The sequence below is a fragment of the Xanthomonas nasturtii genome (assembly GCF_001660815.1).
Classification (GTDB): Bacteria; Pseudomonadota; Gammaproteobacteria; order Xanthomonadales; family Xanthomonadaceae; genus Xanthomonas; species Xanthomonas nasturtii.
In genome coordinates this window covers 30,688-56,961 of the sequence record NZ_LYMI01000028.1, presented here as the reverse complement: position 1 = coordinate 56,961, position 26,274 = coordinate 30,688, and the positions used below count along the sequence as shown (strand labels likewise).

At 67.2% G+C, this 26,274-nt stretch carries 25 protein-coding genes and 2 pseudogenes; 11 read left to right on the top strand and 16 right to left on the bottom strand.

Features of this window, described 5'->3' with window-relative positions:
• Together A7D16_RS11870 and A7D16_RS11865 are read right to left on the bottom strand one after the other, a co-directional pair.
• Nucleotides 1-449, bottom strand: a 449-nt coding sequence (locus tag A7D16_RS11870) for an IS110 family transposase (RefSeq protein WP_153043145.1), incomplete at its 3' end; no start/stop codon positions are given.
• A 312-nt stretch (nucleotides 450-761) separates the two neighbouring features.
• On the bottom strand, nucleotides 762-1,487 hold the full coding sequence (locus A7D16_RS11865; RefSeq protein ID WP_193395461.1) for a ComF family protein: 726 nt from the start codon (nucleotides 1,485-1,487) through the stop codon (nucleotides 762-764).
• Nucleotides 1,488-1,536: 49 nt separating this feature from the next.
• On the opposite strand from A7D16_RS11865, the gene bioB reads away from it, so the two are divergent.
• The 7 genes from bioB to lpxO all read left to right on the top strand — a co-directional run bounded on the left by bioB (nucleotide 1,537) and on the right by lpxO (nucleotide 8,392).
• Nucleotides 1,537-2,571 (top strand): biotin synthase BioB, encoded by a 1,035-nt coding sequence (bioB, locus tag A7D16_RS11860; RefSeq protein ID WP_064632944.1) that lies wholly within the window; start codon nucleotides 1,537-1,539, stop codon nucleotides 2,569-2,571.
• A gap of 201 nt (nucleotides 2,572-2,772) precedes the next feature.
• Nucleotides 2,773-3,978 carry an 8-amino-7-oxononanoate synthase gene (gene bioF / locus A7D16_RS11855; protein WP_064632942.1) on the top strand — a complete coding sequence of 402 codons (1,206 nt, stop codon included), beginning with the start codon at nucleotides 2,773-2,775 and terminating at the stop codon, nucleotides 3,976-3,978.
• 190 nt (nucleotides 3,979-4,168) lie between these two features.
• A complete protein-coding gene (locus tag A7D16_RS11850; protein ID WP_064632963.1) occupies nucleotides 4,169-4,519 on the top strand; it encodes a DUF7079 family protein in 351 nt (116 codons plus the stop codon).
• 164 nt (nucleotides 4,520-4,683) lie between these two features.
• On the top strand, nucleotides 4,684-5,445 hold the full coding sequence (gene bioH, locus A7D16_RS11845; RefSeq protein ID WP_064632960.1) for a pimeloyl-ACP methyl ester esterase BioH: 762 nt from the start codon (nucleotides 4,684-4,686) through the stop codon (nucleotides 5,443-5,445).
• 44 nt (nucleotides 5,446-5,489) lie between these two features.
• Nucleotides 5,490-6,272, top strand: coding sequence for an SDR family oxidoreductase (locus A7D16_RS11840; protein WP_064632938.1), 783 nt, complete (start codon nucleotides 5,490-5,492; stop codon nucleotides 6,270-6,272).
• Between the two features lie 84 nt (nucleotides 6,273-6,356).
• Nucleotides 6,357-7,241, top strand: a complete 885-nt coding sequence (bioC, locus tag A7D16_RS11835) for a malonyl-ACP O-methyltransferase BioC (RefSeq protein WP_064632936.1) — start codon at nucleotides 6,357-6,359, stop codon at nucleotides 7,239-7,241.
• Nucleotides 7,242-7,486: 245 nt separating this feature from the next.
• Complete coding sequence (gene lpxO / locus A7D16_RS11830) at nucleotides 7,487-8,392, top strand: lipid A hydroxylase LpxO (protein ID WP_064632934.1); 906 nt, start codon at nucleotides 7,487-7,489, stop codon at nucleotides 8,390-8,392.
• Between the two features lie 94 nt (nucleotides 8,393-8,486).
• Here lpxO and A7D16_RS11825 read toward each other — a convergent pair whose 3' ends face one another.
• Genes A7D16_RS11825 through A7D16_RS11815 form a run of 3 tightly spaced genes read right to left on the bottom strand, consistent with a single transcriptional unit; the run spans nucleotide 8,487 to nucleotide 10,510 of the window.
• Nucleotides 8,487-8,906 (bottom strand): nuclear transport factor 2 family protein, encoded by a 420-nt coding sequence (locus tag A7D16_RS11825; protein ID WP_064632931.1) that lies wholly within the window; start codon nucleotides 8,904-8,906, stop codon nucleotides 8,487-8,489.
• Nucleotides 8,907-8,948: 42 nt separating this feature from the next.
• The gene (locus A7D16_RS11820) at nucleotides 8,949-9,566 is read right to left on the bottom strand and encodes a YdcF family protein (protein ID WP_064632929.1); all 618 of its coding nucleotides are present in this window, start codon (nucleotides 9,564-9,566) and stop codon (nucleotides 8,949-8,951) included.
• Nucleotides 9,551-10,510, bottom strand: a complete 960-nt coding sequence (locus tag A7D16_RS11815) for a pyridoxal-phosphate dependent enzyme (protein ID WP_064632926.1) — start codon at nucleotides 10,508-10,510, stop codon at nucleotides 9,551-9,553. Before A7D16_RS11815 ends, A7D16_RS11820 begins: the two co-directional genes overlap by 16 nt.
• A gap of 156 nt (nucleotides 10,511-10,666) precedes the next feature.
• On the opposite strand from A7D16_RS11815, the gene A7D16_RS11810 reads away from it, so the two are divergent.
• The 3 genes from A7D16_RS11810 (at nucleotide 10,667) to A7D16_RS11800 (ending at nucleotide 14,531) form a co-directional block, all read left to right on the top strand.
• The gene (locus tag A7D16_RS11810; RefSeq protein WP_064632924.1) at nucleotides 10,667-11,140 is read left to right on the top strand and encodes a hypothetical protein; all 474 of its coding nucleotides are present in this window, start codon (nucleotides 10,667-10,669) and stop codon (nucleotides 11,138-11,140) included.
• Between the two features lie 569 nt (nucleotides 11,141-11,709).
• A complete protein-coding gene (mnmG, locus tag A7D16_RS11805) occupies nucleotides 11,710-13,614 on the top strand; it encodes a tRNA uridine-5-carboxymethylaminomethyl(34) synthesis enzyme MnmG (RefSeq protein ID WP_064632921.1) in 1,905 nt (634 codons plus the stop codon).
• Nucleotides 13,615-13,820: 206 nt separating this feature from the next.
• A complete protein-coding gene (locus tag A7D16_RS11800; protein ID WP_064632918.1) occupies nucleotides 13,821-14,531 on the top strand; it encodes a DUF2490 domain-containing protein in 711 nt (236 codons plus the stop codon).
• A 290-nt stretch (nucleotides 14,532-14,821) separates the two neighbouring features.
• Here A7D16_RS11800 and A7D16_RS11795 read toward each other — a convergent pair.
• Together A7D16_RS11795 and A7D16_RS11790 are read right to left on the bottom strand one after the other, a co-directional pair.
• Nucleotides 14,822-15,560: pseudogene (locus tag A7D16_RS11795) on the bottom strand (alpha/beta hydrolase).
• Between the two features lie 661 nt (nucleotides 15,561-16,221).
• Nucleotides 16,222-17,082 (bottom strand): PA4780 family RIO1-like protein kinase, encoded by an 861-nt coding sequence (locus A7D16_RS11790; protein ID WP_064632916.1) that lies wholly within the window; start codon nucleotides 17,080-17,082, stop codon nucleotides 16,222-16,224.
• A gap of 148 nt (nucleotides 17,083-17,230) precedes the next feature.
• Here A7D16_RS11790 and A7D16_RS11785 point away from each other — a divergent pair, with 148 nt between their 5' ends.
• Nucleotides 17,231-18,091, top strand: a complete 861-nt coding sequence (locus A7D16_RS11785) for an IclR family transcriptional regulator domain-containing protein (RefSeq protein ID WP_064632914.1) — start codon at nucleotides 17,231-17,233, stop codon at nucleotides 18,089-18,091.
• 229 nt (nucleotides 18,092-18,320) lie between these two features.
• On the opposite strand, the pseudogene A7D16_RS11780 reads toward A7D16_RS11785, so the two are convergent.
• The 9 genes and pseudogenes from A7D16_RS11780 to A7D16_RS11740 form a co-directional block, all read right to left on the bottom strand.
• Nucleotides 18,321-18,886 (bottom strand): annotated as a pseudogene (locus A7D16_RS11780) (hypothetical protein).
• Between the two features lie 158 nt (nucleotides 18,887-19,044).
• Nucleotides 19,045-19,470 (bottom strand): 4-carboxymuconolactone decarboxylase, encoded by a 426-nt coding sequence (gene pcaC, locus A7D16_RS11775; protein WP_064632911.1) that lies wholly within the window; start codon nucleotides 19,468-19,470, stop codon nucleotides 19,045-19,047.
• A 28-nt stretch (nucleotides 19,471-19,498) separates the two neighbouring features.
• On the bottom strand, nucleotides 19,499-20,281 hold the full coding sequence (gene pcaD / locus A7D16_RS11770) for a 3-oxoadipate enol-lactonase (RefSeq protein WP_064632908.1): 783 nt from the start codon (nucleotides 20,279-20,281) through the stop codon (nucleotides 19,499-19,501).
• 10 nt (nucleotides 20,282-20,291) lie between these two features.
• Nucleotides 20,292-21,644, bottom strand: a complete 1,353-nt coding sequence (locus A7D16_RS11765; RefSeq protein ID WP_064632906.1) for a 3-carboxy-cis,cis-muconate cycloisomerase — start codon at nucleotides 21,642-21,644, stop codon at nucleotides 20,292-20,294.
• A 342-nt stretch (nucleotides 21,645-21,986) separates the two neighbouring features.
• A complete protein-coding gene (pcaG, locus tag A7D16_RS11760) occupies nucleotides 21,987-22,550 on the bottom strand; it encodes a protocatechuate 3,4-dioxygenase subunit alpha (RefSeq protein WP_064632904.1) in 564 nt (187 codons plus the stop codon).
• Between the two features lie 4 nt (nucleotides 22,551-22,554).
• A complete protein-coding gene (gene pcaH / locus A7D16_RS11755; RefSeq protein WP_064632901.1) occupies nucleotides 22,555-23,283 on the bottom strand; it encodes a protocatechuate 3,4-dioxygenase subunit beta in 729 nt (242 codons plus the stop codon).
• Between the two features lie 114 nt (nucleotides 23,284-23,397).
• On the bottom strand, nucleotides 23,398-24,606 hold the full coding sequence (gene pcaF / locus A7D16_RS11750; RefSeq protein WP_064632898.1) for a 3-oxoadipyl-CoA thiolase: 1,209 nt from the start codon (nucleotides 24,604-24,606) through the stop codon (nucleotides 23,398-23,400).
• Nucleotides 24,603-25,391: a CoA-transferase subunit beta gene (locus A7D16_RS11745; RefSeq protein ID WP_064632896.1), complete on the bottom strand. Its 789-nt coding sequence runs from the start codon at nucleotides 25,389-25,391 to the stop codon at nucleotides 24,603-24,605. Before A7D16_RS11745 ends, pcaF begins: the two co-directional genes overlap by 4 nt.
• Nucleotides 25,388-26,251 (bottom strand): CoA transferase subunit A, encoded by an 864-nt coding sequence (locus A7D16_RS11740; RefSeq protein ID WP_064632894.1) that lies wholly within the window; start codon nucleotides 26,249-26,251, stop codon nucleotides 25,388-25,390. The genes A7D16_RS11745 and A7D16_RS11740 overlap by 4 nt, the downstream gene beginning before the upstream one ends.
• Nucleotides 26,252-26,274: the final 23 nt, after the last annotated feature.

The window sequence follows — 26,274 nt, the reverse complement described above, 5'->3', positions numbered from 1 at the left end:
ACATCGGTCAGTTGAGACAGCCGCTGGCGCTCCTGCTGCACCGTCGCCAACACCTGCGTGCGGCGCTGCTGGTACTCGCGCAGCTGACGGCGCCAGCCTTCCAGCGGCTGGTAGGGCGTGAGTGATACCACCATCGCCATCTGCGCCAGCACGCGCGCATCCAAGGTGTCGGTCTTGGCCAGTTGGCCGATGGCCTTGGCAAAGTCACGCGCCTGGCGAGGGTTCACACGCGCCACCGGCAGGCCGGCCGCATGCAGCGCATCCAACGCTGCCAGTTCGTAGCCGCCCGTGGCTTCCAGTACCACTTGGTGCAGCTCCATGTGTCCCAGCCAGCTGCGCAGCTGGCGCAGACCTGCCGCCGTGTTGGGGAAGCGCCGCTCGCCTTTGCAGCCATGCACATGCACATCCAACCACTGCTTGCTGACATCGATACCTACGCCGTATGCCATGGAAAAACTCCGCTATGCTCGAAGGGTCGAGAGCTCTCCTGGGCTGCCCAGCCTGATCGTTACGAGTGCCAACTCCAGCAACTGTTCGGGCGTTTGCCAGGAGATCCCGGCGTGGCGACCTCGCTCTCCCGCGGTTGTTTAGACCTGTGGGTTATCGGTCGACCACGCCGGCTCTCGACACCTAATCTGGCAGATCGCCAAGAGATAAGGGGTTGGGGTGAAGGTACGGGACCAAGCAACGCCTGCAGCCCGCGCTGAAGTGTCTTTGGGCTATGACAGAGCCACCTCACACAGAAACCGCATCCACCCCCATCACGGCACCCGCGCGCACACCCACGCATCCACCCGCTGCACGCCCGCGCGCCGCAAGGCCTTGGCCGCCGCATGCAACGTGGCGCCGGTGGTCATCACGTCGTCCACCAGCGCCACATGTGCCGGCAACGCCCCGCGTGCCAAGAACGCATCGCGTACATTGCGCTGCCGCTCGATTGCGTCCAGCTCGGATTGCGGCGCGGTGGCACGGACGCGTCGCAGCACCGGCAGACACGGCAGCCGCAGCGCGCGGCCCAGCGGCCTGGCCAACTCAAGCGCCTGGTCGTACCCACGCTGGCGCAGGCGCTGCCGGTGCAGGCTCACCGGCACCAATGCCTGCGGTCGCGGCAGGCTGGCGCAGCGCCGGGCCATCAACTCGCTGAGCAGGCGGCCCGCCGCCAGGTCCTGATGGAACTTGAAGCGCCGCAGCAGCCCGTCCACCGGCCAGCGATAGGTAAAACAGGCATGTACGCGCTGCAGGGGCGGGGCCTGTTGCAGGCACTGCCCGCACAGCGCCGCCCCATCGGAGGCGAACAACTGGGTAGCGCAGCACAGACAGGCATGGCCATGCTCCGGCAATGCGGCCCGGCACGACGGACATAGGTCGCAATCGGCCATGCCCGCTTCCGCGCAGACCAGACACAGACTCGGCAACAGCAGCCGCAACACCCGGTGCGGCCACCTGTAAACCGATCCCACTTCTTCAAAGTTGACAGCTTCTTCCATGCTCACCAGACTGCCTGGCTTCCAAGCCGCTGACTGTCAGGAAACTCCGATGTCTGTTGCCGTACGCCATGACTGGGATCGCAAAGAGCTGCAGTCGTTGTTCGATCTGCCGTTTCCGGAGTTGCTGCACCGTGCGGCCAGCGTGCACCGCGCCCATTTCGATCCGGCGGAAGTGCAGGTCTCCACGCTGTTGTCGGTCAAGACCGGCGGCTGCCCGGAAGATTGCGCGTACTGCCCGCAGGCGCAGCGCTACGACACCGGCGTGACCGCGCAGAAGCTGATGGAGACCGAAGAAGTCGTGGCCAAGGCGCGCCAGGCCAAGGCTGCCGGCGCCTCGCGTTTCTGCATGGGCGCCGCCTGGCGCTCGCCCAAGGAGCGCGACATCCCCAAGGTGGCCGCGATGATCCGCGAGGTCAAGGCCATGGGCCTGGAGACCTGCGCCACGCTGGGTATGCTCGACGCAGGCCAGGCGCGCGCGCTGAAAGACGCCGGGCTGGACTACTACAACCACAATCTGGACACCGCGCCGGATTACTACGATTCCATCATCCATACCCGCCAATACCAGGACCGTTTGAACACCCTGGAACATGTGCGCGATGTGGGTTTGAAGACCTGCTGCGGCGGCATCGTCGGCATGGGCGAAACCCGCGAACACCGCATCGGTCTGCTGCTGGCGCTGGCCACGCTGCCGGCGCATCCGGATTCGGTACCGATCAACCAGCTGGTGCAGGTGCCCGGCACCCCGCTGCACGGTACCCAGCAGCTGGACCCGTTCGAGTTCGTGCGCATGATCGCGGTCGCGCGCATCGCCATGCCCAAGTCGATGGTGCGCCTGTCCGCCGGCCGCGAAGCGATGAGCGACGAACTGCAGGCGCTGTGCTTCCTGGCCGGCGCCAACTCGATCTTCTACGGCGAAAAACTGCTGACCACCGGTAACCCCGACACCGAGCGCGACCAGGCCCTGTTCCAGCGCCTGGGCCTGCGCCCGATGCAGATCACCGTCGATGCCGCCGAGCACGACCACCCCGGCACCGTGCATGCGGACATCACCCGCGGCGCGGCGTGCGAACACGCCGCATGACGGAGCACGCCGTTCCGGCGTGACCCCGCACTACGTCCAGCCCTTCAGAGCCGAGAAGGGCGGGCTGCAGCGTTCAACAGGCATCGCCGGCAGCCCATGCACCTCAAGCCCACCACGCTGCCACCGGCCGTCGGTGCCAGCTGGGCGATATGAGCGCGGCACGCTACGCTAGCGGCCCTTCTTTCGTTGTCGAACGCCCCCATGGCTCGCCCCGATCTGCACGAACGGATTTCGTCGCTGCGTAAATTGCGTGTGGCCCAGGAACGGGTGCGGGTGCGGCGGTTGGTGGGGCGCCGCGATGGCGTGCGGCTGGAGATCGACGGCCGCTGGCTGACCGGTTTCTGCTCCAACGACTATCTGGGCCTGTCGCAACAGTTCGAAGTGGTCGCCGCCTTGCAGGACGCCGCCGCGCGCGATGGTGCCGGCGCCACCGCCTCGCATCTGATCTGCGGCCACCACACCGCGCACGAAACGCTGGAACGCGAGATCGCCGAGTGGTTGGGCTACGCGTCGGCGTTGCTGTTCGGCAGCGGCTTCATCGCCAACCTGGCCGTGCAGCAGGCCTTGCTCAGCGAAGAAGACGATGTCTGCGTGCAGGACCGGCTCAACCACGCCAGCCTGCTCGACGCCACCCGCCTGGCCGGCTGCCGGCTGCGGCGCTATCCGCACCTGGACGTGGAAGGTGCGATGCGCCAGCTCAAGGGCGCACCCGACGGTGCGGCGATGCTGGCCAGCGACGGCGTTTTCAGCATGGATGGCGATGTGGCGCCGCTGCGTGCGTTGAGCCTGGTGGCGCGCATGCAGGACGCGTTGTTCTATGTCGACGACGCGCACGGTGTGGGCGTGTTGGGCCCGCAGGGGCGCGGTTGCGTGGCCGATGCCGGTTTGGGCGTGGCCGAAGTACCCCTGCAATTGGTGACGCTGGGCAAGGCGCTCGGCGGCTACGGCGCGGTCGTGGTCGGCGAAGAAGCATTGATCCGCCATCTGGCCGAAACCGCGCGGCCGTATATCTACACCACCGCGTTGCCGCCGGCGCAGGTGGCCGCCACCCTGGCCGCAGTCCGCCTGGCGCGCCGCGACGATTGGCGGCGTACGCGCCTGGTCGAATTGATCGGCACTTTCCGCGATGGCGCGCGCAAGCATGGCTTCGAACTGATGGCCTCCGACACACCGATCCAGCCGTTGCTGTGCGGCGAAGAAGCCACCGTCATGGCAATGTCGGCCGCGCTCGAACAGGCTGGTTTCATGGTCGGCGCCATCCGTCCACCCACCGTGCCCGAAGGCAAGGCGCGCCTGCGCGTGACGCTGTCTGCGCTGCACACCCCGCAGCAGGTGCAGGCGCTGATCGACGCCATCGTGCAGGCGCGCGATGTGGTGAGCCGGCAGCCGCTGCGTGCATCTGCCTGAGGGCGCCGCCCTGCATGCGTGGCCTGTACTGAAAGTGGCAGGGCCCACCCAGCCAACGCATTGACTGCACAACGCGCGCGCGTGGCAGGCGGCACCCGCGCGCTGACGTTTCGTTGCGACCTGCTCTGTGTGCATTGCACCGGTTTTGCGGTGCATGCGTACTGGCCACCCATGGCATCTGGTCACTGACATGCCGCTGGCGACGCCGGGTACAGCCACAGCGGCGCAGCGCCGCGTGTGGGAAGCGTTGTCGGTGCTGTATCTGGACACCGACAGTCGCGACGACGACAGCATTGCGCACGTTTTAGCCGTCTCACCATTCACCCTGGAACAGTCACGCACGATGCTGTTGCACGAGGTACATCCGGTGCTGATCGGCAATCTGCGCAGCGTGGCCGGCGTCTGGGGTGGATTCGACCCCGACTGGTTGGCGGCCACGATCCAGGCGCGGCGTGCACGGCGCTGGCGCGGGCATGCGCGCACGCAATGGGCGTTGCTGGCCCCGAAGATCGGCGCGCTGCGTGCAGCCGTCTCGCACTGACGCCGGCGCGCCGCAACAGCGCCATACCTAAACACCCAAGCGCCAATCGGCAAACTGCAAGCGGCGACAAGGCCACCACCATCCAGTATTTCTGGACCCTGTCGCAGCACCAACGCGCCTCGATCAACGCGTATGGGCACGCAACAATCGGCGACAATACGCGCATGCATATCGACGTCATCGGCCACGGGCCTGCGCTGGTTCTTCTGCACGGTTGGGCACTGCACGGCGGGGTGTTCGCGCCGCTGGTGGAGCGCCTGTCGTCGCACTATCAACTGCATCTGGTCGACCTGCCCGGGCACGGCTTCAGTCGCGACGACCGCACACCGCTGGCATTGCCGTACGTGGTCGCAGAGATTGCGGCAGCCACACCGCCGGCGGTGTGGCTTGGCTGGTCGCTGGGCGGGTTGTTTGCGCTGCATGCGGCGGCCACCCAACCGCAGGTGCGCGGGCTCGCGATGATCGCCGCCACACCGCGTTTCGTGCGCGGCAACGACTGGCCCGATGCAGTGCAGCGCGAGGTGTTCGTGCAGTTCGGCACCGAGTTGTCGCGTGACTATCGCGGCACGCTGGAGCGGTTTCTTGCGCTCGACACACTCGGCTCGGCGCATGCGCGCAGCGAGCTGCGCAGCCTGCGCGAAACGCTCAGCGCGCGTGGCGAACCGGCGCCCGATGCGTTGCAGCAAGGGCTTGCCCTGCTCGAGCGCACCGACCTGCGCCGCGCCTTGCCGCAACTGGCACGCCCCAGCCTGTGGATCGCCGGGCAACGCGATCGCCTGGTGCCTGCCGCCGGCATGCATGCCGCCGCTGCGCTCACCCCGCAGGCGCAGGCGCTCACCATCGCCGGCGGTGGCCATGCCCCTTTTCTCGGTCACGCCGATCAGGTAAGCGAGGCGCTGCAACGCTTCGTTGCGTCCGTGCCATGAGCGGATCGCCGAGCATGCGCTATCGCTGATCGAGGACACATCGCATGGATCTGGGAATCGCCGGCCGCTGGGCCCTGGTATGCGCCGCCAGCAAAGGCCTGGGGTTGGGCTGCGCAGGTGCGCTGGTCAGCGAAGGCGTCAATGTGGTGATTGCGGCGCGTGGCAGCGCCGCACTGGAACAGGCCGCCGACGCACTGCGCGCACGCCCCGGTGCTGGCGAGGTGCGCAGCGTGGTCGCCGATATCGCAACGCCGGCAGGACGCAGCGCCGCGCTCGCGGCCTGCCCGCAGGTCGACATCCTGATCAACAACGCGGGCGGCCCGCCGCCGGGCGATTTCCGTCAGTGGGAACGCGAAGACTGGCTACGCGCGCTGGACGCCAACATGCTCGCGCCGATCGAACTGATCCGCGCCACCGTCGATGGCATGCGCGCACGCCGCTTCGGCCGCATCGTCAACATCACCTCCAGCGCGGTGAAGGCGCCGATCGATATCCTGGGCCTGTCCAACGGTGCGCGTGCCGGCCTCACCGGCTTCGTCGCCGGGTTGGCGCGCAGCACCGTCGCCGACAACGTCACCATCAACAACCTGTTGCCCGGGCAGTTCGCCACCGACCGCCTGCGCGGCAATTTCGCCGCCATCGCGCAACGACAGGGCAGCAGCGCCGACGAAGTCGCCGAGCGCAAGCGTGCGGGCATCCCGGCCGCACGGTTTGGCGAGCCGGACGAGTTCGGCGCAGCCTGCGCGTTTCTGTGCAGCGCGCAGGCCGGCTACATCACCGGGCAGAACCTGCTCATCGATGGCGGCAGCTATCCCGGCACGTTCTAGCGCAATGAACCCGCCCGGCCCATCGCCGGTTGGCACCACACATCGATTCCCTCCACCCCGGCCAGCGGCGACAATAGCGGCGCCATGAACAGTACCTTCGACCCCCGCCACGTCCGGCGCGCTTTTGCGCGTGCCGCCAGCACCTACACCGCCGCCGCCGCGCTGCAACGCGAAGCAGAAACGCGCCTGCTCGAATCGCTCGACTACCTGGGCGCGCAGGTGCCCAAGGTGGTGCTGGATGTCGGCGCCGGGCCCGGCCATGCCAGCGGCGCGATCAAGAAGCGCTGGCCCAAGGCGCAGGTCATCGCGCTGGATCAGGCCATGCCGATGCTGCGCCAGGCGCGCAAGGCGGCCGGCTGGTGGAAGCCGTTCGCGCAGGTCTGCGCCGATGCGCGCGCGCTGCCCGTCGCCGACGGCAGCGTGGATGTGATCTTCAGCAATCTGTGCCTGCAGTGGGTGGAAGACCTACCGGCCGTGTTCGCCGGTTTCCGCCGTGCGTTGCGGCCGGGCGGGCTGCTGCTGTGCTCCACCTTCGGCCCGGATACGCTGATCGAATTGCGCGAAGCCTTTGCGCAAACCGACCCGGCCCCGCATGTCAGCCGTTTTCCGCCAATCGCCCAGTTCGGCGATGCGCTGCTGATGTCCGGCTTCCGCGACCCGGTGCTGGACCGCGACCTGTTCACCCTGACCTACAACGACCTGCCCGCGCTGATGCGCGAACTGCGTGCGATGGGCGCCACCAATGCGCTCAGCAACCGCCGCGCCACCCTGACCGGACGCGGCCGCTTCGCTGCCGCCAGCGCTGCCTACGAACCGCTGCGACGGCCGGACGGCACCCTGCCCAGCTCCTGGGAAGTGATCTACGCGCATGCCTGGGCGCCGGCGCCGGGCGCACCCATCCGCGAACATGGGCACGACATCGCCAGCGTGCCGGTGAGCGCAATCCCGATCCGCCGCCGCATCGACTGAGCGGCGGTACAGAAGGCCGCTCGCCGCGCAGCCACTGCCGGTGAGACACAGAGTATTGCGCCCACGCTGATGCCCAGGTGCCAGGCGAGGCGGCCACACTTGCTAGAATTCTGAAATGATCGGCCACGGTTTCCTGCTGCGGCCCACACTGTTCGATGGTGTCTACCGACACGGCGCAGCACTGCGCGCGCTTGTTGGCAGCCACTCTTACGTTTGCGGCCTCCGCCCCCCAATCGGCCTCCCCCATGTTGAAGTGGCTTCTCATCGCGCTGTTCATCGCATCGGCGCTCTATATCCATTACCGCGGTCGCGTGCGACACCGGCTCAGCCGGCAGCTGCTGGACCATTCCACCTTCATGGCCCCCGTCAACACGCTGATGTACCTGTGTTCGCGGGTGCCGACCACGCCGTTCATCGACCCGGGCAAGGAATTTCCGGAACTGGTGCCGCTACGCGCCAACTGGTCGCTGATCCGCGACGAAGCGGTGGCGCTGCAGCAGATGCAGAAGATCCGCGCCGCCGACGGCTATACCGACATCGGCTTCAATTCGTTCTTCCGCCGTGGCTGGAAGCGCTTCTATCTGAAGTGGTACGGCACCGCCCACCCGTCGGCGGCCGAGCTGTGCCCGCAGACCACCGCGTTGCTGAAATCCATTCCCACGGTGAAGGCGGCGATGTTTGCCGAACTGCCGCCGGGCAGCGAACTGCGCCCGCACCGCGATCCGTTCGCAGGCTCCATGCGCCTGCATCTTGGCCTGGCCACGCCCAACGACGACCGTTGCTTCATCGATGTCGACGGCCAGCGCCACAGCTGGCGCGATGGCGAATGGACCATGTTCGACGAGACCTACATCCACTACGCGCGCAACGACACCGACCAGGACCGCATCATCCTGTTCTGCGACATCGAGCGCCCGATGCGCTGGCGCTGGGCAGCGGCGGCGAACCGTTTCGTCGGCCGCAGCCTGCTCTCGGCCGGCGCCTCGCCCAATCAGGAAGGCGACAAGACCGGCGGCATCAACCGCGTGTTCCGTTATTTCTACGCCGCGCGCCTGAAGGCCAAGGCGCTGAAGGAACGCAACAACCCGCTGTACCAGGTGCTCAAGTGGAGCATCTTCGTGCTGGTGGTGGCCGGCATCGTGTTGCTGTAACCCGGACCACCGCCTGGGAGCGCGCTTGCGCGCGATGACGCGTTACCGGGAATGCCTCGTCGCGCGCAAGCGCGCTTCTACACAGCGCTGACACTCAGCGCGATACCTGCGCGATCCATTCCTGCAGGTTGTAGTAGTTGGTGACACGGGTGATCTTGTCGCCCTGCACGTCGAAGAACGCACCGCCCGGCAGCACATAGGTCTGCCCGGTGGCTTCCGGCAGGCCTTCGTCGGTGGTGTGGTAGACGCCGTGCACCACGTACTCGGCACCTACGCGGGTGCCATCGTCGTTGGCAGTGATCACCACATCGCGCAGCTGTTCGCGGTAACTGTCGTTCATGCGCTGCAGGAAGGCGGCAAATTCCGCACGCCCGATTTCGCGCGCACCCTGATTGAGGTCGTGGGCCACGTCGTCGGCCAGGAACACCAGCATGGCATCCCAATCGCCGCGGTTGAAGGCATCGTAATAGGCCTGGACCAGGCCGATGGCGCGTTGCCGGTTGCTCTCGCTCATGCTCGAACCTGCCGCTGGGAAAGCCGCATCATAGGCCCGCAGTCACGGCCCTTGCACCACCAGATCGCGGTGGAAGTAATAGACCTCCTGCAACAGGAAGCGCCAACTGGTGTGGAAGCTGCGAAAGCGCGTGCTGGGCGTGGACGAGGCCAGCGCATCCACGCCCAGCTCCTGGCTCAGCCGCAGCGCGCGCGCCATGTGCAACGGGTCGCTGACGATGATCGCCCGATGCATGCCGTGCCGCTCCATCAGCGTGCGCGCCTGTTCCAGATTCTGCCGGGTGGTGCGTGAAGCGGTTTCGATCACGATGGCTTCCGGCGGGATGCCGTGGCGCAGCGCATAGCGCCGGGCCACCTGCGATTCGGCAAAGCGCGCACCATTGCCGAAGCCGCCGGTGAACAACAGCCGTGGCGCATAGCCCTGCGCGTATAGATCCAGCGCATGCCGGATGCGTTCTTCGAACACCGGCGAAGGGCGCGCATCGTAGGCGGCCGCACCCAGCACGATGATCACATCGGCCGGCGCGGCCTGATCGCGGTCGCCAACCCACACAATCCAGCCTGCCACCGCCACCAGCCAGATCAGCGCCAGCATGCACAACCGACAACCCCAGCCCCACAGGCCGAGCCCGCGCGAGCGCCTGCTCACGCCGCAGCCCATGGCAAGGCATCCAGATCCACATTGCCGCCGGACAGGATCAGCCCTACCCGCCGCCCGGCGAAGCGTGCCGGTTCGGCCAATACCGCGGCCAGGGTGATCGCCGACGACGGCTCGACCACCTGCTTGAGCACCTGCCAGAGCAACCGCATCGCCTGCACCACCGCGGCATCGTCGACGGTGATCACCTGTGCACCGGCCTGCTGCAGCAGCGCGAAGTTGGGCACGCCCAGGCTGCCGCGCAGGCCGTCGCAGACGGTCTCCGGAACGAAATCGACCAGCCGCTGCCCGGCCGCCAACGAGCGCGCGGTGTCGGCCGCGCCAGCCGGCTCGGCCAGCACCAGCGCGCAGCCCGGAGCGTTACCCAGCGCCAGCGCGGCCCCGGCCGCCAGCCCGCCACCGCCGACCGGCGCCACCAGCACGTCCAGCCCATCGCTTTGATGCAGCAGCTCCAGCGTGGCGGTGCCCTGCCCGGCAATCACGGCCGGATCGGTGTACGGGTGCACCAGCGTGGCGCCGCTGCTGGCCTGCACCTGCGCGCACAGCTGCTCGCGCGCGGCGATGGTCGGTGCGCAACGCCACAGCGTGGCACCGTGGCGGGAGATATTGGCCAGCTTGGCCGCCACCGCGCCTTCGGGCACCACCACGTGGCAGCCAATGCCACGCGTGCGTGCGGCGAGCGCCAGTGCCGCGCCATGATTGCCGGACGAATGGGTCACCACACCGCGCGCTGCCAGCGCGTCCGGCAGCGACCACACCGCATTACAGGCGCCGCGGAACTTGAATGCGCCACTGCGCTGCAGATGCTCGGCCTTGAAGAACAACTGCGCGCCGCTGAGCGCATCCAGGCTATGCGAGGTCAGCAACGGTGTCGGCGCGCAGTGCGGCGCGATCCGCGCAGCGGCTTGCAGGACGTCGGAATGGGCAAGAGGGACCGGATCGATCATGCCTGCAAGATTAACGTATGCCCCCTCTTCACGGGTCGCACGCACTGCCGCCGCGCATGCTGGATCGATGACGAAGCGCCGCGTTGCCGCACAATTAAGGACCGATTCAATGCATCGGTTCGAAAGTGACACCATGGTTGCAGGAGGGCACCATTCATGAAATTCCGTCTGATCTTTGCCGCCGGGCTGCTGGCCCTGGGTGGCTGCGCAACGTACGACTACACCGGCGGTGGGTCGGGCGGCTATTACCGTGGTGCCCCTGCCGTGCAGTATCGCTATCCACCCGGCTACTCGCCTTACTGGTACGGCAGCCCGTACGGTGTGCCGTATGGCTATGGCGCCGGGTCGATCGGCCTGTACGACTATCCGGTGTACCCGGTCTATCGCGGCGGCGGCGGTTACTACTACCGGCAGAACGATCGCCGCCCGCAGTACCGCCCGCCACGTCCGAACGGCTCGTTCAACAACGGTCCGCGCCCCGGCGGCTCACGTCCGCAGCGGCCCAACCGGCCACCGGCCACCGGTGCACCGCCATCGCGGCCACCGCCGCGGATCGGCGCACCGCCACGGGTGATCCGTGAGATCCAACGGCAAACCGCACCACGTAACACACGCGGGCAGATTCCTTGAGCTCCTGACTGCGACACGGCCCACAATTGAAGACATTGGGGGCTTGCGTTCAGCCAGCGATTGGCCGCAAGCTGGGTGCTCTGTGTGACCCGCCACGTCATCTTCTGACCGGGCCCGCCTCACTGACCGACTCATGTCGATGTCCGACAGGGAAATCTGGATCCCCCCTGTTCCGGCCCTGTCGGATATCGGCGCCTACAACGCAGAAAGCCCCGGCACGCCGGGGCTTTCTGTTTTCGTCTGGATGATGCTCTGCAAGCGCTGCAGCGTGGCAAGGCCCAGCCGCGGCCCCTACGCGGAAAAAAATAAGGGTCGGCAGTCCCCCGACTACCGACCCTTACGCTACCCCATCGCACGCGCGGCTGGCCCCTGTTCCAATTCCAGCCTTTGCGCCCATGTCGCAATGCCACGACAGGTGCAATAGGGATATCCGCACGAAACATGCCAACTTGAGGGTCACTGTTGCGAAATGTGACTTGAGTCACATTTTTTATGAATTGATGACCTTCACTGCCCTTCAGCCGATACTTCCGCGGCCGTTTTCCCCTTTCCGCTCTCAGTCCACACCCATGTCCGACTCTTTCTATCGCTACGACGTCATCGTGATCGGCGGCGGCCACGCCGGCACCGAGGCCGCACTGGCGTCTGCCCGCGCCGGTACGCGCACCTTGCTGCTCACCCACAACATCGAGACGGTGGGCGCGATGAGCTGCAACCCGGCCATCGGCGGGATCGGCAAGGGGCACCTGGTCAAGGAGATCGACGCGCTCGGCGGCGCGATGGCCCGCGCAGCGGATCTGGCCGGCATCCAGTGGCGCACGCTCAATGCCTCCAAGGGGCCGGCGGTGCGGGCCACCCGCTGCCAGGCCGACCGCAACCTCTATCGCAACGCGATCCGCCGCATCGTCGAAGCCCAGCCCAACCTGACCGTGTTCCAGGCGGCGGTGGACGATCTGATCATCCACAACGGCGCCACCGAAGCAGACAGCGTGCGCGGGGTCATCACTCAGACCGGGCTGCGCTTCGAGGCCCCGGCGGTGGTGCTGACCGCCGGGACGTTTTTGGCCGGCAAGATCCATGTCGGCGAAACCCAGTACGCGGCCGGGCGCATGGGTGACCCACCGGCCACCACGCTGGCCGCACGCCTGCGCGAGCGGCCGTTCGCGATCGACCGGCTCAAAACCGGCACGCCGCCGCGCATCGATGGGCGCACGCTCGACTACGGCGTGATGACCGAACAACCCGGCGACGACCCGCTGCCGGTGATGTCGTTCATGGGCCAGCGCAGCGACCATCCGCGCCAGGTCAGCTGCTGGATCACCCACACCACCGAGCAGACCCACGACATCATCCGCAGCGCGCTGCATCGCTCGCCGCTGTATTCGGGGCAGATCGAAGGCATCGGCCCACGCTACTGCCCGTCGATCGAAGACAAGGTGGTGCGCTTCGCAGAGAAGACCAGCCACCAGATCTTCGTCGAGCCCGAAGGCCTGGAAGTCACCGAGATCTATCCCAACGGCATTTCCACCTCGCTGCCTTTCGATGTGCAGCTGGCGCTGGTGCGCTCGATTCGCGGCTTTGCAAACGCGCATATCACCCGCCCCGGCTACGCCATCGAGTACGACTTCTTCGACCCGCGCGGGCTCAAGGCCTCGTTGGAAACCAAGGCGGTGGGCGGGCTGTTCTTCGCCGGGCAGATCAACGGCACCACCGGTTACGAAGAAGCCGCCGCGCAGGGCCTGCTGGCCGGGCTCAATGCGGCGCGCCGCGTGCAGGGCCTGCCGGCGTGGTCGCCGCGCCGCGACGAGGCGTACCTGGGCGTGCTGGTCGACGATCTGATCACCCACGGCACCACCGAGCCGTACCGCATGTTCACCAGCCGGGCCGAATACCGGCTGCAGCTGCGCGAGGACAACGCCGATGCGCGCCTGACCGGGGTCGGTCGGGAGATGGGCTTGGTCGACGACGCACGCTGGGCGCGGTTCGCGCACAAGCAGGAGGCGGTGCACCGCGAAACGGCGCGCTTGTCGGCGCTCTGGGCGACGCCGGGCAATGCCCTCGGCCGCGAGGTGGCCGACGCGCTGGGCGTGGCGGTCAGCCGCGAGACCAACGTGCTGGATCTGATCAAGCGCCCCGAGCTCAACTACGCCAGCTTGATGCGGGTGCCGTCGCTGGGACCGGGCGTGGACGATGCGCAGGTGGCCGAGCAGGTCGAGATCAGCGTCAAGTACGCCGGTTATCTGGATCGCCAGCGCGACGATATCGCGCGGCAGCAACGTCACGAAACCACGCCGATCCCCGACGGCTTCGATTATGCCGGCGTGCGCGGCCTGTCGATCGAAGTGCAACAGAAGCTCGAACGCGTGCGCCCGCAGCATATTGGCCAGGCGCAACGCATTCCCGGCATGACGCCGGCGGCGATCTCGCTGCTGCTGGTGCATCTGGAGCGCGCGCGGCGCAGCCAGGTGGCGTAATCGACACGCCGGTCGCTGTCCGTCGTCGGCGATCGGCCGGTCACACCTGTTTTGAAGACCGCAGTCACCGCTGCTTCAGCACAAAACGATGGAATGGCCCGATTCACGAAGACCCGGGCGAGCAAAGGCGATTTGAGCCAACCAAACGGTCGAAGCAAACTCAAAAGTTGTTGCTATGATTTGCCAACGCCGACACATTTCACTAAATGAACGCATTTGGCACGTTACTGACGGCAACATTTCGCTTCGCCTGCCCCTTCCTGTTGCTGACACTGGCGAGTACTTCGCCGGCGCAGGCCAATACCGAAGAAGACGGGCGTTACTGGCTGAGCATTTATGCGCAGGGCAAGCTGCCGGTCGAAAACCTGTACTGGAGCATGGATGTGCACCCGCGCTGGCGCGAGGAAGGCGAGCAGTTCGACCAGCTGATTTTGCGCCCTGCGGTGTTCTATCGACTCAATGCCAAGGCCAGTGTCTGGATGGGCTACGACACCATCATCAGCCATCCGGCCGGGCAGCCGTCCAATCGCGAAAATCGCTGGTGGGGGCAATTTCAATACCAGTTCGACCCGATTGCCAATATCACCATTACCAGCCGGACGCGTCTGGAACAGCGCCACCGCGAAGACTTCAGCGATGAAGGCTATCGCGTGCGGCAGATGATCCGGGCGGTACACCCGAGCCGGTTCAGTCCGCAACTGTCCTGGGTGGCGTTCAACGAACTGTTCGTCAATCTGGATCAGACGCAATGGGGGGCGCGCCGCGGTCTCGACCAGAACCGCGCCTTTGTCGGCATCAACTGGAAATTCAATGCCATTGCCAACGCCGATATCGGTTATCTGAATCAGTTCGTCAACACGCGTGCGGTAGATCGCGAGAACCACGTGTTGATGACCACATTCCGGTTCAATTTCTGATCGGCAATTGCCGATAGGCAGCGTTGCATCGCAACGTCGAGTCGCTGCGTGTCTTCGACACTCAAACGCGTGAAGCCGGCGCGCTTGCCGGCCACGGCTGCGCGCGACCGAGAATGTCGCCGCAGCCATCGTTGCGGGCAGCGATCGGGTGGCGCCGGGCACTGCACCGACGCGATGGTTGCAGGCAGTTGTCGCATCGCGCGCGCGCAGTGAGTGACTGGCGCAGGACAAAGTCCGATCGCTCGCCGCCGCTGCGGCAACACGTGTAGCGACACGGCTGCCGCACGGTGTCATGCAGCCCTGCGTTCGATCGCGGGCAGCAGGCGCTGGCGTAGCGTCAACGCCGCCAGCTCCAGCGTTTCGTCCGCCGCGCGCAGGACCCCGCCCATGTTGATGAAGCCGTGGATCATGCCGGGAAAGCTGTGCAGCGTGACTTCTACGCCGCAGGCACGCAGACGTTCGGCATAGGCGCGGCCTTCGTCGTAGAGCATGTCGCGGTCGCCCACGACGACCAGTGCAGGCGCAACGCCGGCAACGTCCGGCACCAGCATCGGCGAGACGCGCCAGTCGTTGGCGACCGCCATGTCGGGCACCAGGTGACGGTTGAAGAAGTGCACCGCCGCTGCGGTCAGCGGCGGCAAGCCGGCATTGAGCGAACGCGATGGATACAGCCCGTTGTCCTGGCGTGCGTCGGTGAGCGGATATACCAGCAACTGACAGCGCAAGGCGATTCCGGCATCGCGCGCGGCCAGCGCCGCAACGGCGGCCATGGCGCCACCGTTGCTGTCGCCGAAGATCGCCAGCCGCTGCACATCGGCACCCACCGCGGCGGGCTGGGCGACCACCCATCGCAGGGTGGCGATGACATCTTCCACGCCTGCGGGTGCGGGGTGTTCCGGGGCGAGCCGATAATGGATGGCCAGCAGCTGGCAGCGGGCGCGCGCCTTCGACCGGCAGGGTTTCCATGGGCGGTTGCGCTGCCTCTTGCAGCTGGGCGAACAGACGCACGACATCGGGATCAAACGACATGACGAACTCTCCGGAAGACAAGGGCCGAGCCTGCCAGAGAGTTACGACCCATCACTATCTCAGTCGCGAACGGTTTTTGCCTGGCGTAGTGGCATGGCTGCATAGACCGGCGCAACCCTGGTGCTGCCCGGCCATGTCGTCGCGCCGAGACAGCCTGCGCGGTTGGCGAGCGTGGATGCGATCCAGCGCGAGGGGCGAGGGTTTGCTGCGCTGCATCGCAACCGGTGCACTGATGCAGGGCCTACCCGCAGGCCGCAGCGACACGCGACAGCGCGCGCTGGTGAGATCGCACCAAGGGACGACGCAGGGCCGGAAGCACGGCGCTGCGTCGGACGCTGCGCATCAGGCAGGTGCAGCGGGGGTTGGTGAAGTTGGTGCGGCGAGCGACATACAGCAAGCGACATGCAGCGTGCAGTGGCGGCGCCCGGCGTAAGACGTGGCTACTGAAGCGTCGCGCCTGTCGTCTGTTCGGCGCATGACATGCGCGTGCGCCATCGCCAGCACTACACCCCGCCAGAGCGGCTGATCACACGTCGCGAGCACTCAACAGGCGACTGCGCATAGCGCGCTGATAACCGCCATGTCCGCAGCGAGGCAGACCGCGTCGAACACACCGACCACGCGCGCCTGGCGGTACGCCTAGCAGCGGTGTTTGCAGTTATCAGTCATTGTCTTCGGCAGCGGCCTCGCGGCCTTGCTGGCGGATGAGATTTTCCTGGCGTGCGTCTTCGATCGAAGCGCGGATGGCGCGCACGTCGGCGCGCTTGGTGTCGAACTTGAAGCGGCCGGTGAGCGTACTGTCCGGGCGCAACTCGCCCTTCTCGAACAGCGCCCACATTTCTTCGCCGTAATAGGTGTCCAGCAGCTCCGGTGCGAAGCGGCCCAGGCAGTCGCGCAGGTTGTGCACGTCGCGCAGTAGCATGTCGCGCGCGGCATTGTTGCCGGCCGCGCTGACCACCTGCGGGAAGTCGATCACCACCGGGCCCTCGGGCGAGACCAGCACGTTGTATTCGGACAGATCGCCGTGCACCAGGCCCAGCGACAGCATCTTGACCACGTCGCCGATCAGGCTGGTGTGGAAGTCGCGCGCCTGCTCCGGCTCCAGTTCCACTTCGCCCAGCCGCGGTGCGCTGTGGCCGGCTTCGTCGGTGACCAGGTCCATCAGCAGCACGCCGTGGAAGTAGCCGCGCGGCTTGGGCACGTGCACGCCGGCGTCCACCAGCTGGTAGAGCGCATCGGCTTCGGTGTTCTTCCAGGCGGTCTCGGCTTCCTTGCGGCCGAACTTGGTGGCCTTGCCCATCGCACGCGCCTGACGGCTGCCACGCACCTTGCGGCCTTCCTGGTATTGCACGCGCGCCTGGAAACTGCGTTGCGCCATGTCCTTGTAGACCTTGGCGCACAGGATGTCGGCGCCTGCGCTGACCACGTAGACGGATGCTTCCTTGCCGCTCTTCAGTGGTCGCAACACTTCGTCGATGACGCCATCGTCGATCAGCGGTTGCAGGCCCTTGGGGGTTTTCATGGACTAAGCGCACCGATCCGGAACAAACCAGCCACGATTATGCGGCAAGCAGGGTGAAGCGCTTACATGCCCACGCACAGACTGTGAGCGGGGGCATGCAGTGGCGCGAGCGCTTACCATGCACAGGACCTGTCAGCACCGTACTCCTATGCCCGAGCCCGCCTCCAACCGCCGCAAACGTCCCGCCCCCGCCGTTGCGGCCGGTAGCGAGCGCGGTCTGCCGCACGAGCTGATGCAGCAGATCGCCGCCGCCCAGGGCGACCCGGACTTCATGACCTCGCTGGGCCGCGGGCTGGTGGTACTGAGCGTGTTCGCCCAGCACGCGCGCGAAGTGACGATGTCGCAGATCAGCCTGGAAACCGGCATCTCGCGCGCGGCGGTGCGGCGGGTGCTGCATACGCTGGCCAAGCTGGGCTATGTCGGCGAGCAAGGGCGTGGCTATGTGTTGCTGCCGCGCGTGCTGGGCATCGGCGGGGCCTACGCGGCGTCTTCGTCGATGACCGCAGCAGCGCAGCCGGTGCTGGACGGGCTGCGCGACCAACTGCACGAATCGTGCTCACTCGGCGTGCTGGATGGCGACGACCTGCTGTATGTGGCACGTGCGGAAACGGTACGCATCATGTCGATCGGGCTGCGCCCGGGCACGCGGCTGCCGGCCTATTGCACCTCGATGGGCCGGGTGCTGCTGGCCGCCCTGCCCGGCGACACCTTGCAGGCGTATCTGGAACGCACCACCTTGCGTCCGCGCACCGATCGCACCGTGACCCAGGCCTCGGCACTGCTGGACGTGCTGGCGCGCACGCGCCGCGAAGGCATGTGCCTGACCGATCAGGAACTGGAAATCGGCCTGCGCTCGATCGCCGTGCCGGTGCGTAACCTGCGCGGTGAGGTGATCGCCGCGCTCAACATCGGTGCGCAAGCCGGACGCGTGAGCCTGCAGACGATGCAGACGCAGCTGCTGGAACCGCTGAAGCAGGCGGCGCAGCGGTTGGGGGCGTTGTTGAGCTAGTGCGGGCCTGCACGGTGCGTGCAATGCGTGGTGTTCGATATCCGGGAGACGGTCCACGCACTCGGTCCGCTGCAACGCAGGCGACGACGATCGGCGCGCGCGTGGTCATGTTCGAGCAGCGCATGACCGACGCCTGCATTGCATCAGCGCGGGTGGATCACCTGTGCGTGGCCGACGCCGACGCTAGCCACACGCCTCCACCGCGCACTGCTGCGCGGGCACACCGGCTTCAGCGCGGACGACGCAGGAAGCTCACCACTGCGTCCACCCACGCGGCGTGACTGTCTTCGACCTGCGCCACATGGTCGGCGTGCGGCAGGGTCACCCAACTGCGGTCTTCGCTACGCAGGCGCGCGTACAGATGGGCGTTGTCGGCCTGGGTAGCGATCGGGTCGTCGACGCCGCGCAACAGCAACACCGGCAATGCCGCGACCTGCTCGGGCCGGAAGGCGAACTGCTCCATCGCGCGCCAGTCGGTGCGTACCGGGTCTGCTGCGAGGGCCTGCGCAACATAGGCCGCACGCCCGGCGGCGCCGCGTTGGCGGTGATGAAATCTTCGCCGGCTGCCGCCGCCGTGGTGGGTGCACGCAACGGCCGATCTGCAGATACCGCTGGCGCGGGCGGCGCATCCACATCGTCCGGAAAGCCGAACAGCACCAGCGCAGACATCGCCAGCGGCTGGCCATCATCGGCGCGCACCTGCGACAACGCGGTGCCGGGGCCGGGCTGCGGTTGTGCGTGCAGCGTTGCGGTGGTCAGCAGCAACAGCAGCAGGCAGGGAAATCGATGCGGCATGCGATGGCTCGGGATGCGGTGGGTAAGAGCGCTAACGACACGTAGCGCGCAGATGTCAGGCGGATGCGGACGCGCGCCCGGAACCGCAACGAGTCCACATGCCGCATCGAGCACCCGCCGCGCCCGGCGTTAGTGAACCCAGTCGTTTGTCAGCCGCTTCAAGTCCGACCTTCCCCGGGTTGCTCCGCTGCCGCTGTGCCGGGCTTGGCGGCCTGCTCTTCCAGGATCGGCCTGGCGAGCGCAAAGGCGTGGTTGGCGGCCGGTACGCCGCAGTAGATCGCTGCCTGGAGCAGCACTTCCTTGATCTGCGCAGGCGTGACGCCGTTGTTGCGCGCCGCACGCACGTGCAACTTGAATTCCTCGTCGTGGCCCAGCGCGACCATCATCGACAAGGTGATCAGCGAACGGGTGTGCGCCGGTAGGCCGTCGCGGGTCCAGATGCTGCCCCAGGCGTAACGGGTGATCAGGTCCTGGAATTCGTCGGTGAGTTCGCTGCGGGCGGCCAGGGCGCGGTCGACATGCGCATCGCCAAGGACGCGCCGGCGCTCACGCAGGCCGGCCTGATAACGCTCGTCTTCGTGCATGGTGTGTCCTTGCATGGTGGGGGGAAGCTCAGCTGGCCTGAAGAAAGCCCAGCACTGCGTCGTTGAACGCAGCCGGCGATTCCAGGTTGCAGATGTGGCGGCCGGGCACCTGCGCGTAGTGACCGTCCGGTGCGGCGTAGGCGATCTCGCGCAGGTTCGGCGGCGGGCACACCGGGTCGTCGTCGCCGGCCAGGGCCAGCAGCGGCAGATTCAGCCCGTCCAATGCGCCGCGGAAATCTGCCTCGGCCACCGCCTGACAGCAGGCGATATACCCGGCCGGCGAGGTGGACACGAACGCGGCGGCGATCATGTCCAGACGCTGTGCGTGGCTGATGGCAAATTCCGGCGTAAACCAGCGTTGCAGGGTGGCATCGATCAGCATCGGCAGGCCTTCGCTGCGGACCTGCTCGATGCGGGTTTCCCAGGTGGCGGTGCTGCCGATCTTCTGCGCGGTGGCGCACACCACCAGCCGGCGCAGGCGCCGTGGTGCATGCAGGCCCAGCCATTGCCCGGTGAGGCCGCCGATCGACAGGCCACAGAAATCGCTTTGCGCAACACCCAGCGCGTCCCACAGCGCCAGGACGTCCTGGCCCAGGTCGGCGACGCTGTACGGGCCAGGCGGCGCATCCGAATAGCCATGGCCGCGGCGGTCGTAGCGCAGGATGCGGTAGTGCGGGGCGAAGGCTTCGATCTGCACGTCCCACATGTGCAGGTCGGTGCCGAGCGAATTGCAGAAGGTCAGCCAGGGGCGTCCTTCGGTGCCGTCCAGGCGGTAATGCAGGCGATGCGTGGGCAACTGGAGATAAGCCATCGAAGCACCGTCAACAGGAAGAAGATCCAGCCAGCACGCGGTCGATCCAGACCGAGGACATGCCGCGCCAACTGTCGTTATCGAACACCGCCTGCAGTTGCGCGTGCGTGAGCACCGCGCTTACCTGCGCGTCTTCGCCAAGCACCTCGCGCAAATGCCGCTGCTGCGCCTGCGCGCGTAGCACCGCCTGCTCCACCAACGCGTGCGCCTGCGGTTTGCCCAGCTGCGGCGCGAGCGCGAACACCGCCGCCTCGGCGTAGAGCAGCCCGCCGTGGCTATCCAGATGTGCATGCATGCGCGCGCGGTCCAGTTCCAGAGCGGACAGGCACAGCTGCATCTGCGCCAGGCTGCCGGCGGTCAGGCAGACAATCTGCGGCAAGGTCTCCCACTCGGCATGCCATTGCCCGGCCGCGCGCTCATGTGGCTGCGCCATGGCGCTGAACAAGGTGGCGACCAGGCCCGGCACGCGGGTGGCTGCGGCAATCGCCGCCACGCTGGACACCGGATTGCGCTTGTGCGGCATCGCCGATGAACCGCCCTTGCCTGCAGCGGCAGGCTCGAACACTTCGCCCACTTCCGACTGCATCAGCAACACCACATCGCCACCGATCTTGCCCAGCGTGCCGGCAAGCAGGCCGAACGCGCAGCCGACCTCGACGATGCGGTCGCGCGCGGTGTGCCAGGGCAACGCCGGCAATGGCAGCTCCAAGGTGCTCGCCAGTGCCTGCGCCACCTGCAGGCCACGCTCCTGCAGCGAAGCCAGGGTGCCGGCGGCGCCGCCGAACTGCAGCACCAGCGCATCCTCGCGCAGCGCCTGCAGGCGTTGTTGCGCGCGCTGCAGCGCGTCCAACCAGCCGGCCACCTTGAGCCCGAAGGTCACCGGCACCGCCTGCTGCAGCAGGGTGCGCCCAGGCAGGCCGGTGTCGCGTTCGCGTGCGGCCAGCGCCGCCAGGTCGGCGCACAGGTGCTGCAGACGCGGCAGCAGCAGATCGAGTGCGGCGTGCAGCTGCAGCACCGTGCCGGTATCGATGACGTCCTGGCTGGTGGCGCCCCAATGCACCCAGCGCGCGGCGGCGCTGTCGTGTTCGGCCACCCGCGCGGTGAGGGCCTTGACCAGCGGAATGGCAGGGTTGCCGGCCAGCGCCGTGGCCTGCGCCAAGCCGGCCAGATCGTAGTGCTGCACAGCGCAGGCAGCGGCAATGGCCTGCGCGGCGTCGGCGGGAATGACACCACACTGCGCCTGCGCACGCGCAAGCGCCGATTCGAAGTCCAGCATTGCCTGCACACGCGCCGCATCGTCGAACAACGCGTCGCACGCAGGCTCACCGAACAAGGATTCCAACAGCGAAGATGTCGCACTCATGCATTGCATCTCTAGGCGTGGCGGCAGCATCGCATCGATGTGCGGAGGTGCCAACTAGACGAAAGGGCAATGCGCCGGGTGCGCCTGCCACTGCCCGGTCGAGGTAGGTGACGCCGCACGTGCCTTGCATGCGCGTGCGACCGGGCGTGTGCTTGCCAAGGCGCACACCGGCGTCGCTGGACGCGTGAGGCGCCATCGTGCGTCGCCTGCCCGCACGCGGCTTGGCATTCCCCAAGCAGCGTGTATGCCTGCAAGAGGCGACCGGATCCTCGTTGGATAAAGACCTGCCGGCGTAACGCCGCACGGATCCGACACGCGCACGCTTCACCATCCAGGTACGGATCAATACCGGAAGAACACCGTCTCCGCAGCGCCCTGCATGTGGATGTCCCAGGCGTAGGCGCCGCGTTCGCGCGGCTGGGCGAGCAAGGTGGCGCGCCGCTCGGCCGGCACCAGCGCCAGGATCGGGTCGCTGCCCAACTGCGGGTCGTCGGCGAAATACAGCCGCGTCGAGACCCCACGCAACAGGCCACGCATGAACACCAGTACGCTCAGATGCGCCGCCTGCAGCGTGCCGTCCGGGCCGGCCACCCGGCCCGGCTTGATGGTGCTGAAGGAAAACCGCCCGCTCGCGTCGGTGGGCACGCGGCCCCAGCCGTCGAAGCTGGCGTCATGCGCAGCGCAGCGGGCATCGGCCGCATGCGCATAGATGCCGGCCGCATCGGCTTGCCACACTTCCAGCACGGCATCGGCCACTGGCGCGCCGGCGCCATCGAAGATGCAGCCGCTGATCTGCACCGGCGTTCCGGCGGCCTGCGTGGATGCAATCTGCGTGCGATACAGCGGCTCCAGCCCAAGCCGGTAATACGGGCCGACGGTTTGCGACGGCGTTGCGTGCAGGCTCATCGCGTCACTCCCAGACCGTTTGCTTGCGACCGCGCAAGACGATGTCGAAGCGGTAGGCCAGTGCGTATTCGCTGATGGCATTTTCCCAATCGAAACTGGACACCATGCGTTCACGCGCCAGCGCATCGTCGACGCAGTTGTAGATGGGGTCGTGCGCCAGCAACGGGTCGCCGGGGAAATACATCTGGGTGATCAGCCGCTGCCCGATGCCGTCGCCATGCAACGAAAAATGGATATGCGCCGGCCGCCAGGCATTGTAGTGATTGCGCCACGGGTAGGCGCCCGGCTTGATGGTCTTGAAGCTGTAGCGGCCGTGGGCGTCGGTGAGCACCTGGCCGGTGCCACGGAAGTTGGGGTCCAGCGGTGCGTCGTGCTGATCGCCTGCGTGCTGGTAGCGGCCGGCGGCGTTGCATTGCCACACTTCCACCACGCTGTTGCGCACCGGCCTGCCGTTTTCGTCGAGCACGCGGCCTGAAACGATGATGCGTTCGCCCAGCGGTGCGCCGCTGAAACCTGCAGTGAGATCGGCGGCGTGCTCGCCCAGGGTGAGCCGATCCAGGCGCGGGCCGGTGACTTCCGACAGCGTGACCGGCAGGTCGATCGGCGCACGCGTGGGCCCGCGCAAGGCGGTCGAGGCGTACGCCGGATGCAGGTAGGCCGGCTGCGTGCCAAGCCGGCTGCGGCGGTAGCCGAGCAGCGGATCGATTGGTGGCTCAGAAGCGGAGTCGCGCATGCTGCATCTCCATCGGTTGCGCTACGGCGGGGTTGAGAATGCTGGCGTCGACACTGCGCATTTCGAAAACCTCATGCGTGCGCGGCAACGGCAGCCGTGGTTGCAACGGGCACATCACAGGCGCTCGATCGCCAGCGCCACGCCCTGGCCAACACCGATACACATGCTGGCCAAGCCGAGCCGCCCGTTGCTGGCTTCCAGCTGGCGCAGCAGGGTCAACGCCAGCCGCGCGCCGCTCATGCCCAAGGGGTGACCGAGCGCGATGGCGCCACCGTTGGCATTGACGTGCGCGGCATCGTCGGCCAACCCGAATGCACGTGTGCAGGCCAGTGCCTGCGCGGCGAACGCTTCGTTGAGTTCGATCGCATCGAATTGCTCCAGACGCAAATTCAATCGTGCCAGCAGGCGCTGCGTGGCCGGTACCGGGCCGATCCCCATGTACGCCGGCTCCACCCCCGCCGATGCGAACCCCAGCACCCGCGCGCGCGGGGTCAGCCGATGCGTCTGCACGGCCTGCGCAGAGGCCAGCAGCAAGGCGGCGGCGCCGTCGTTGAGGCCGGAGGCATTGCCGGCGGTCACGGTGCCGGGCTGGCGGAAGACCGGCTTGAGCTTGGCCAGCATTTCGGCGGTGGTGTTCGGGCGTGGCGCTTCGTCGTATTCCACGGTAACGGCATCGCCGCCCTTGCGCGCGGCCACCGGCACCGAGGTGATTTCCGCGTCGAAGAAGCCGGCCGCCTGGGCGGCGGCGACGCGTTGCTGGCTGCGCAGCGCGAAGGCGTCCTGATCCTCGCGCGCAATGGCATGACGCTGGGCCACGTTTTCTGCGGTTTCGCCCATCGATTCGGTGCCATAGGCGGCCTGCAGGCGCGGATTGATGAAGCGCCAGCCCATGGTGGTGTCCTCCAGCTGCTGGGTGCGGGCGAAGGCGCTCTCGGCCTTGCCCATCACCCACGGCGCACGCGACATCGATTCGACACCGCCGGCAATCGCAAGGCCCAGTTCGTCGGCACGGATGCCGCGCGCCACCGTGCCGATCGCATCCAGCCCCGAACCGCACAGGCGGTTGAGCGTGCTGCCCGGCACCGAAGACGGCAGGCCTGCCAACAGAAGGCTCATGCGCGCGACATTGCGATTGTCCTCGCCGGCCTGGTTTGCGCAGCCCAGGTAGACATCGTCGATGGCGGTCGGGTCCAGCTGCGGATGCCGGGCCAGCAACGCGGCGATCGGCACCGCGGCCAGGTCGTCGGCGCGCACGCTGGACAAGGCGCCGCCATAACGGCCGATCGGCGTGCGGATGCCATCGATCAGATACACCTCGCTCATGCCTCCGCTCCCGCTGCCTGGGCACCGTGCGCCGCATCGGTACGCGCCTGCAGTGCGCGCAATGCGTCCAGTTCGGTGGGGCTGGGCGGCGTGGTCTGCGCGAGGTCTGCGGCAAACCGGATTGGCCAACCGGTGGCCGCGCTGACCTGCTCGCGGGTCGTTCCGGGGTGCAGCGAGGTGACGGTGAGTTCGCGGGTCACGGGGTCGGGCTCCATCACGCACAGGTCGGTGACGACCACGGTGGGGCCGGCGCCGCGCAGGCCGGTACGCGCACGCGCGTCGCCACCATCCAGATGCCCGACCGTGGTGATGAAGTCCAGCGCCGGCACGAAACTGCGTCTGGATTGGCGAATGATGATGAACACCTGTTTGGCGCTGGCGGCAATCTCCGGCGCGCCACCGGCGCCGGGAAGGCGCGTTTTCGGCGCGTCGTAGGGGCCGATCACGGTGGTGTTGAGGTTGGCGTGGCGGTCGATCTGCGCCGCGCCCAGAAAGCCCACGTCCACGCGCCCGCCCTGCAGCCAGTAGCGAAAGATCTCCGGCGTGGACACCACGGTGTCGGCGGTCTCGGCCAGCTCGCCGTCGCCGATCGACAACGGCAGCACCTGCGGGCGCGCACCGATCGGGCCGGATTCATAGATCAGCGTGACATCCGGCGCATGCGTGAGCCGGGCCAGATTGGCCGCGGTGGAGGGCAACCCGATGCCGACAAAACACACCGCGCCATCGGGCAGGCGGCGCGCAGCGGCCACCGTCATCATCTCGTTGGTGCTGTAGGCGCTCATGCGGCCACCTGCTGCTGCGAGTGCGCGTAGACGCGCTGAAACCCGGCAAAATCGTCGGTATCGAGAATATGCGCCTGGATCCAGGCCTGAAAGCGCGCACGGTCGCGTGCGATCGCATCCCAGGCCAGATAGAAGCGGTTGTCGCGTGCGTAATAGCCATGTGCGTACGACGGCGCGGCACCACCGGGAACGACGCAGACCGCATCGACGACCCAGCGCGGCAGAATGCAGGCGTTGGGTGGCGCGTCGAGGGTGTCGACGATCTCTTCCACCGTCACGATCACCTTGCGCGCCGCCAGCGCGGCTTCTTTCTGCACGCCCAGAATGCCCCACAGCAACACATTGCCGCGGCGGTCGGCCTGCTGGGCGTGGATCACCGTGACATCGGGAGTGACCGCCGGCGTGGTTGCCAGCGTTTCGCCGGTGTAGGGGCATTGCAGGAACCTGATGCTGTCGTTGACGCGCGGCAGGTCCGAGCCCACGTAGCCGCGCAACACCGCAAACGGCAACCCCGAGGCACCGGCCACGTAGGCATTGGCCATGTCGGCGTGGCTGTGTTCACGGATCTGCAGCGGTTGCGGCCAGGCGTGTTCGACCGCATCGCGCAGCCGATGCAGCGAGCCCACGCCCGGGTTGCCGCCCCAGGAAAACCGCAGCGCCGCAGCGCAACCGGCGCCGATCAACTGGTCGTAGATCAGGTCGGGCGTCATGCGCACCAAGCGCAGCGCACGCTTGTGCTGGCGGATCACCTCGTGCCCGGCTGCATGCGGAATCAGATGGGTGAAGCCTTCCATCGCCACGCAATCGCCATCGGCGATCAACTGCGACACCGCGTCCGCAAGAGAGACGATTTCGGCCATTGCTTACCTTCCAGTGCAGCGAG

What these genes read in the sequence shown, in the direction of transcription:
- A7D16_RS11865 (WP_193395461.1), bottom strand. Translation starts at nt 1,487, where the DNA reads ATGGAAGAAGCTGTCAACTTTGAAGAAGTGGGATCGGTTTACAGGTGG.
- bioB (WP_064632944.1), top strand. Translation starts at nt 1,537, where the DNA reads ATGTCTGTTGCCGTACGCCATGACTGGGATCGCAAAGAGCTGCAGTCG.
- bioF (WP_064632942.1), top strand. Translation starts at nt 2,773, where the DNA reads ATGGCTCGCCCCGATCTGCACGAACGGATTTCGTCGCTGCGTAAATTG.
- A7D16_RS11850 (WP_064632963.1), top strand. Translation starts at nt 4,169, where the DNA reads ATGCCGCTGGCGACGCCGGGTACAGCCACAGCGGCGCAGCGCCGCGTG.
- bioH (WP_064632960.1), top strand. Translation starts at nt 4,684, where the DNA reads ATGCATATCGACGTCATCGGCCACGGGCCTGCGCTGGTTCTTCTGCAC.
- A7D16_RS11840 (WP_064632938.1), top strand. Translation starts at nt 5,490, where the DNA reads ATGGATCTGGGAATCGCCGGCCGCTGGGCCCTGGTATGCGCCGCCAGC.
- bioC (WP_064632936.1), top strand. Translation starts at nt 6,357, where the DNA reads ATGAACAGTACCTTCGACCCCCGCCACGTCCGGCGCGCTTTTGCGCGT.
- lpxO (WP_064632934.1), top strand. Translation starts at nt 7,487, where the DNA reads ATGTTGAAGTGGCTTCTCATCGCGCTGTTCATCGCATCGGCGCTCTAT.
- A7D16_RS11825 (WP_064632931.1), bottom strand. Translation starts at nt 8,906, where the DNA reads ATGAGCGAGAGCAACCGGCAACGCGCCATCGGCCTGGTCCAGGCCTAT.
- A7D16_RS11820 (WP_064632929.1), bottom strand. Translation starts at nt 9,566, where the DNA reads ATGGGCTGCGGCGTGAGCAGGCGCTCGCGCGGGCTCGGCCTGTGGGGC.
- A7D16_RS11815 (WP_064632926.1), bottom strand. Translation starts at nt 10,510, where the DNA reads ATGATCGATCCGGTCCCTCTTGCCCATTCCGACGTCCTGCAAGCCGCT.
- A7D16_RS11810 (WP_064632924.1), top strand. Translation starts at nt 10,667, where the DNA reads ATGAAATTCCGTCTGATCTTTGCCGCCGGGCTGCTGGCCCTGGGTGGC.
- mnmG (WP_064632921.1), top strand. Translation starts at nt 11,710, where the DNA reads ATGTCCGACTCTTTCTATCGCTACGACGTCATCGTGATCGGCGGCGGC.
- A7D16_RS11800 (WP_064632918.1), top strand. Translation starts at nt 13,821, where the DNA reads ATGAACGCATTTGGCACGTTACTGACGGCAACATTTCGCTTCGCCTGC.
- A7D16_RS11790 (WP_064632916.1), bottom strand. Translation starts at nt 17,082, where the DNA reads ATGAAAACCCCCAAGGGCCTGCAACCGCTGATCGACGATGGCGTCATC.
- A7D16_RS11785 (WP_064632914.1), top strand. Translation starts at nt 17,231, where the DNA reads ATGCCCGAGCCCGCCTCCAACCGCCGCAAACGTCCCGCCCCCGCCGTT.
- pcaC (WP_064632911.1), bottom strand. Translation starts at nt 19,470, where the DNA reads ATGCACGAAGACGAGCGTTATCAGGCCGGCCTGCGTGAGCGCCGGCGC.
- pcaD (WP_064632908.1), bottom strand. Translation starts at nt 20,281, where the DNA reads ATGGCTTATCTCCAGTTGCCCACGCATCGCCTGCATTACCGCCTGGAC.
- A7D16_RS11765 (WP_064632906.1), bottom strand. Translation starts at nt 21,644, where the DNA reads ATGAGTGCGACATCTTCGCTGTTGGAATCCTTGTTCGGTGAGCCTGCG.
- pcaG (WP_064632904.1), bottom strand. Translation starts at nt 22,550, where the DNA reads ATGAGCCTGCACGCAACGCCGTCGCAAACCGTCGGCCCGTATTACCGG.
- pcaH (WP_064632901.1), bottom strand. Translation starts at nt 23,283, where the DNA reads ATGCGCGACTCCGCTTCTGAGCCACCAATCGATCCGCTGCTCGGCTAC.
- pcaF (WP_064632898.1), bottom strand. Translation starts at nt 24,606, where the DNA reads ATGAGCGAGGTGTATCTGATCGATGGCATCCGCACGCCGATCGGCCGT.
- A7D16_RS11745 (WP_064632896.1), bottom strand. Translation starts at nt 25,391, where the DNA reads ATGAGCGCCTACAGCACCAACGAGATGATGACGGTGGCCGCTGCGCGC.
- A7D16_RS11740 (WP_064632894.1), bottom strand. Translation starts at nt 26,251, where the DNA reads ATGGCCGAAATCGTCTCTCTTGCGGACGCGGTGTCGCAGTTGATCGCC.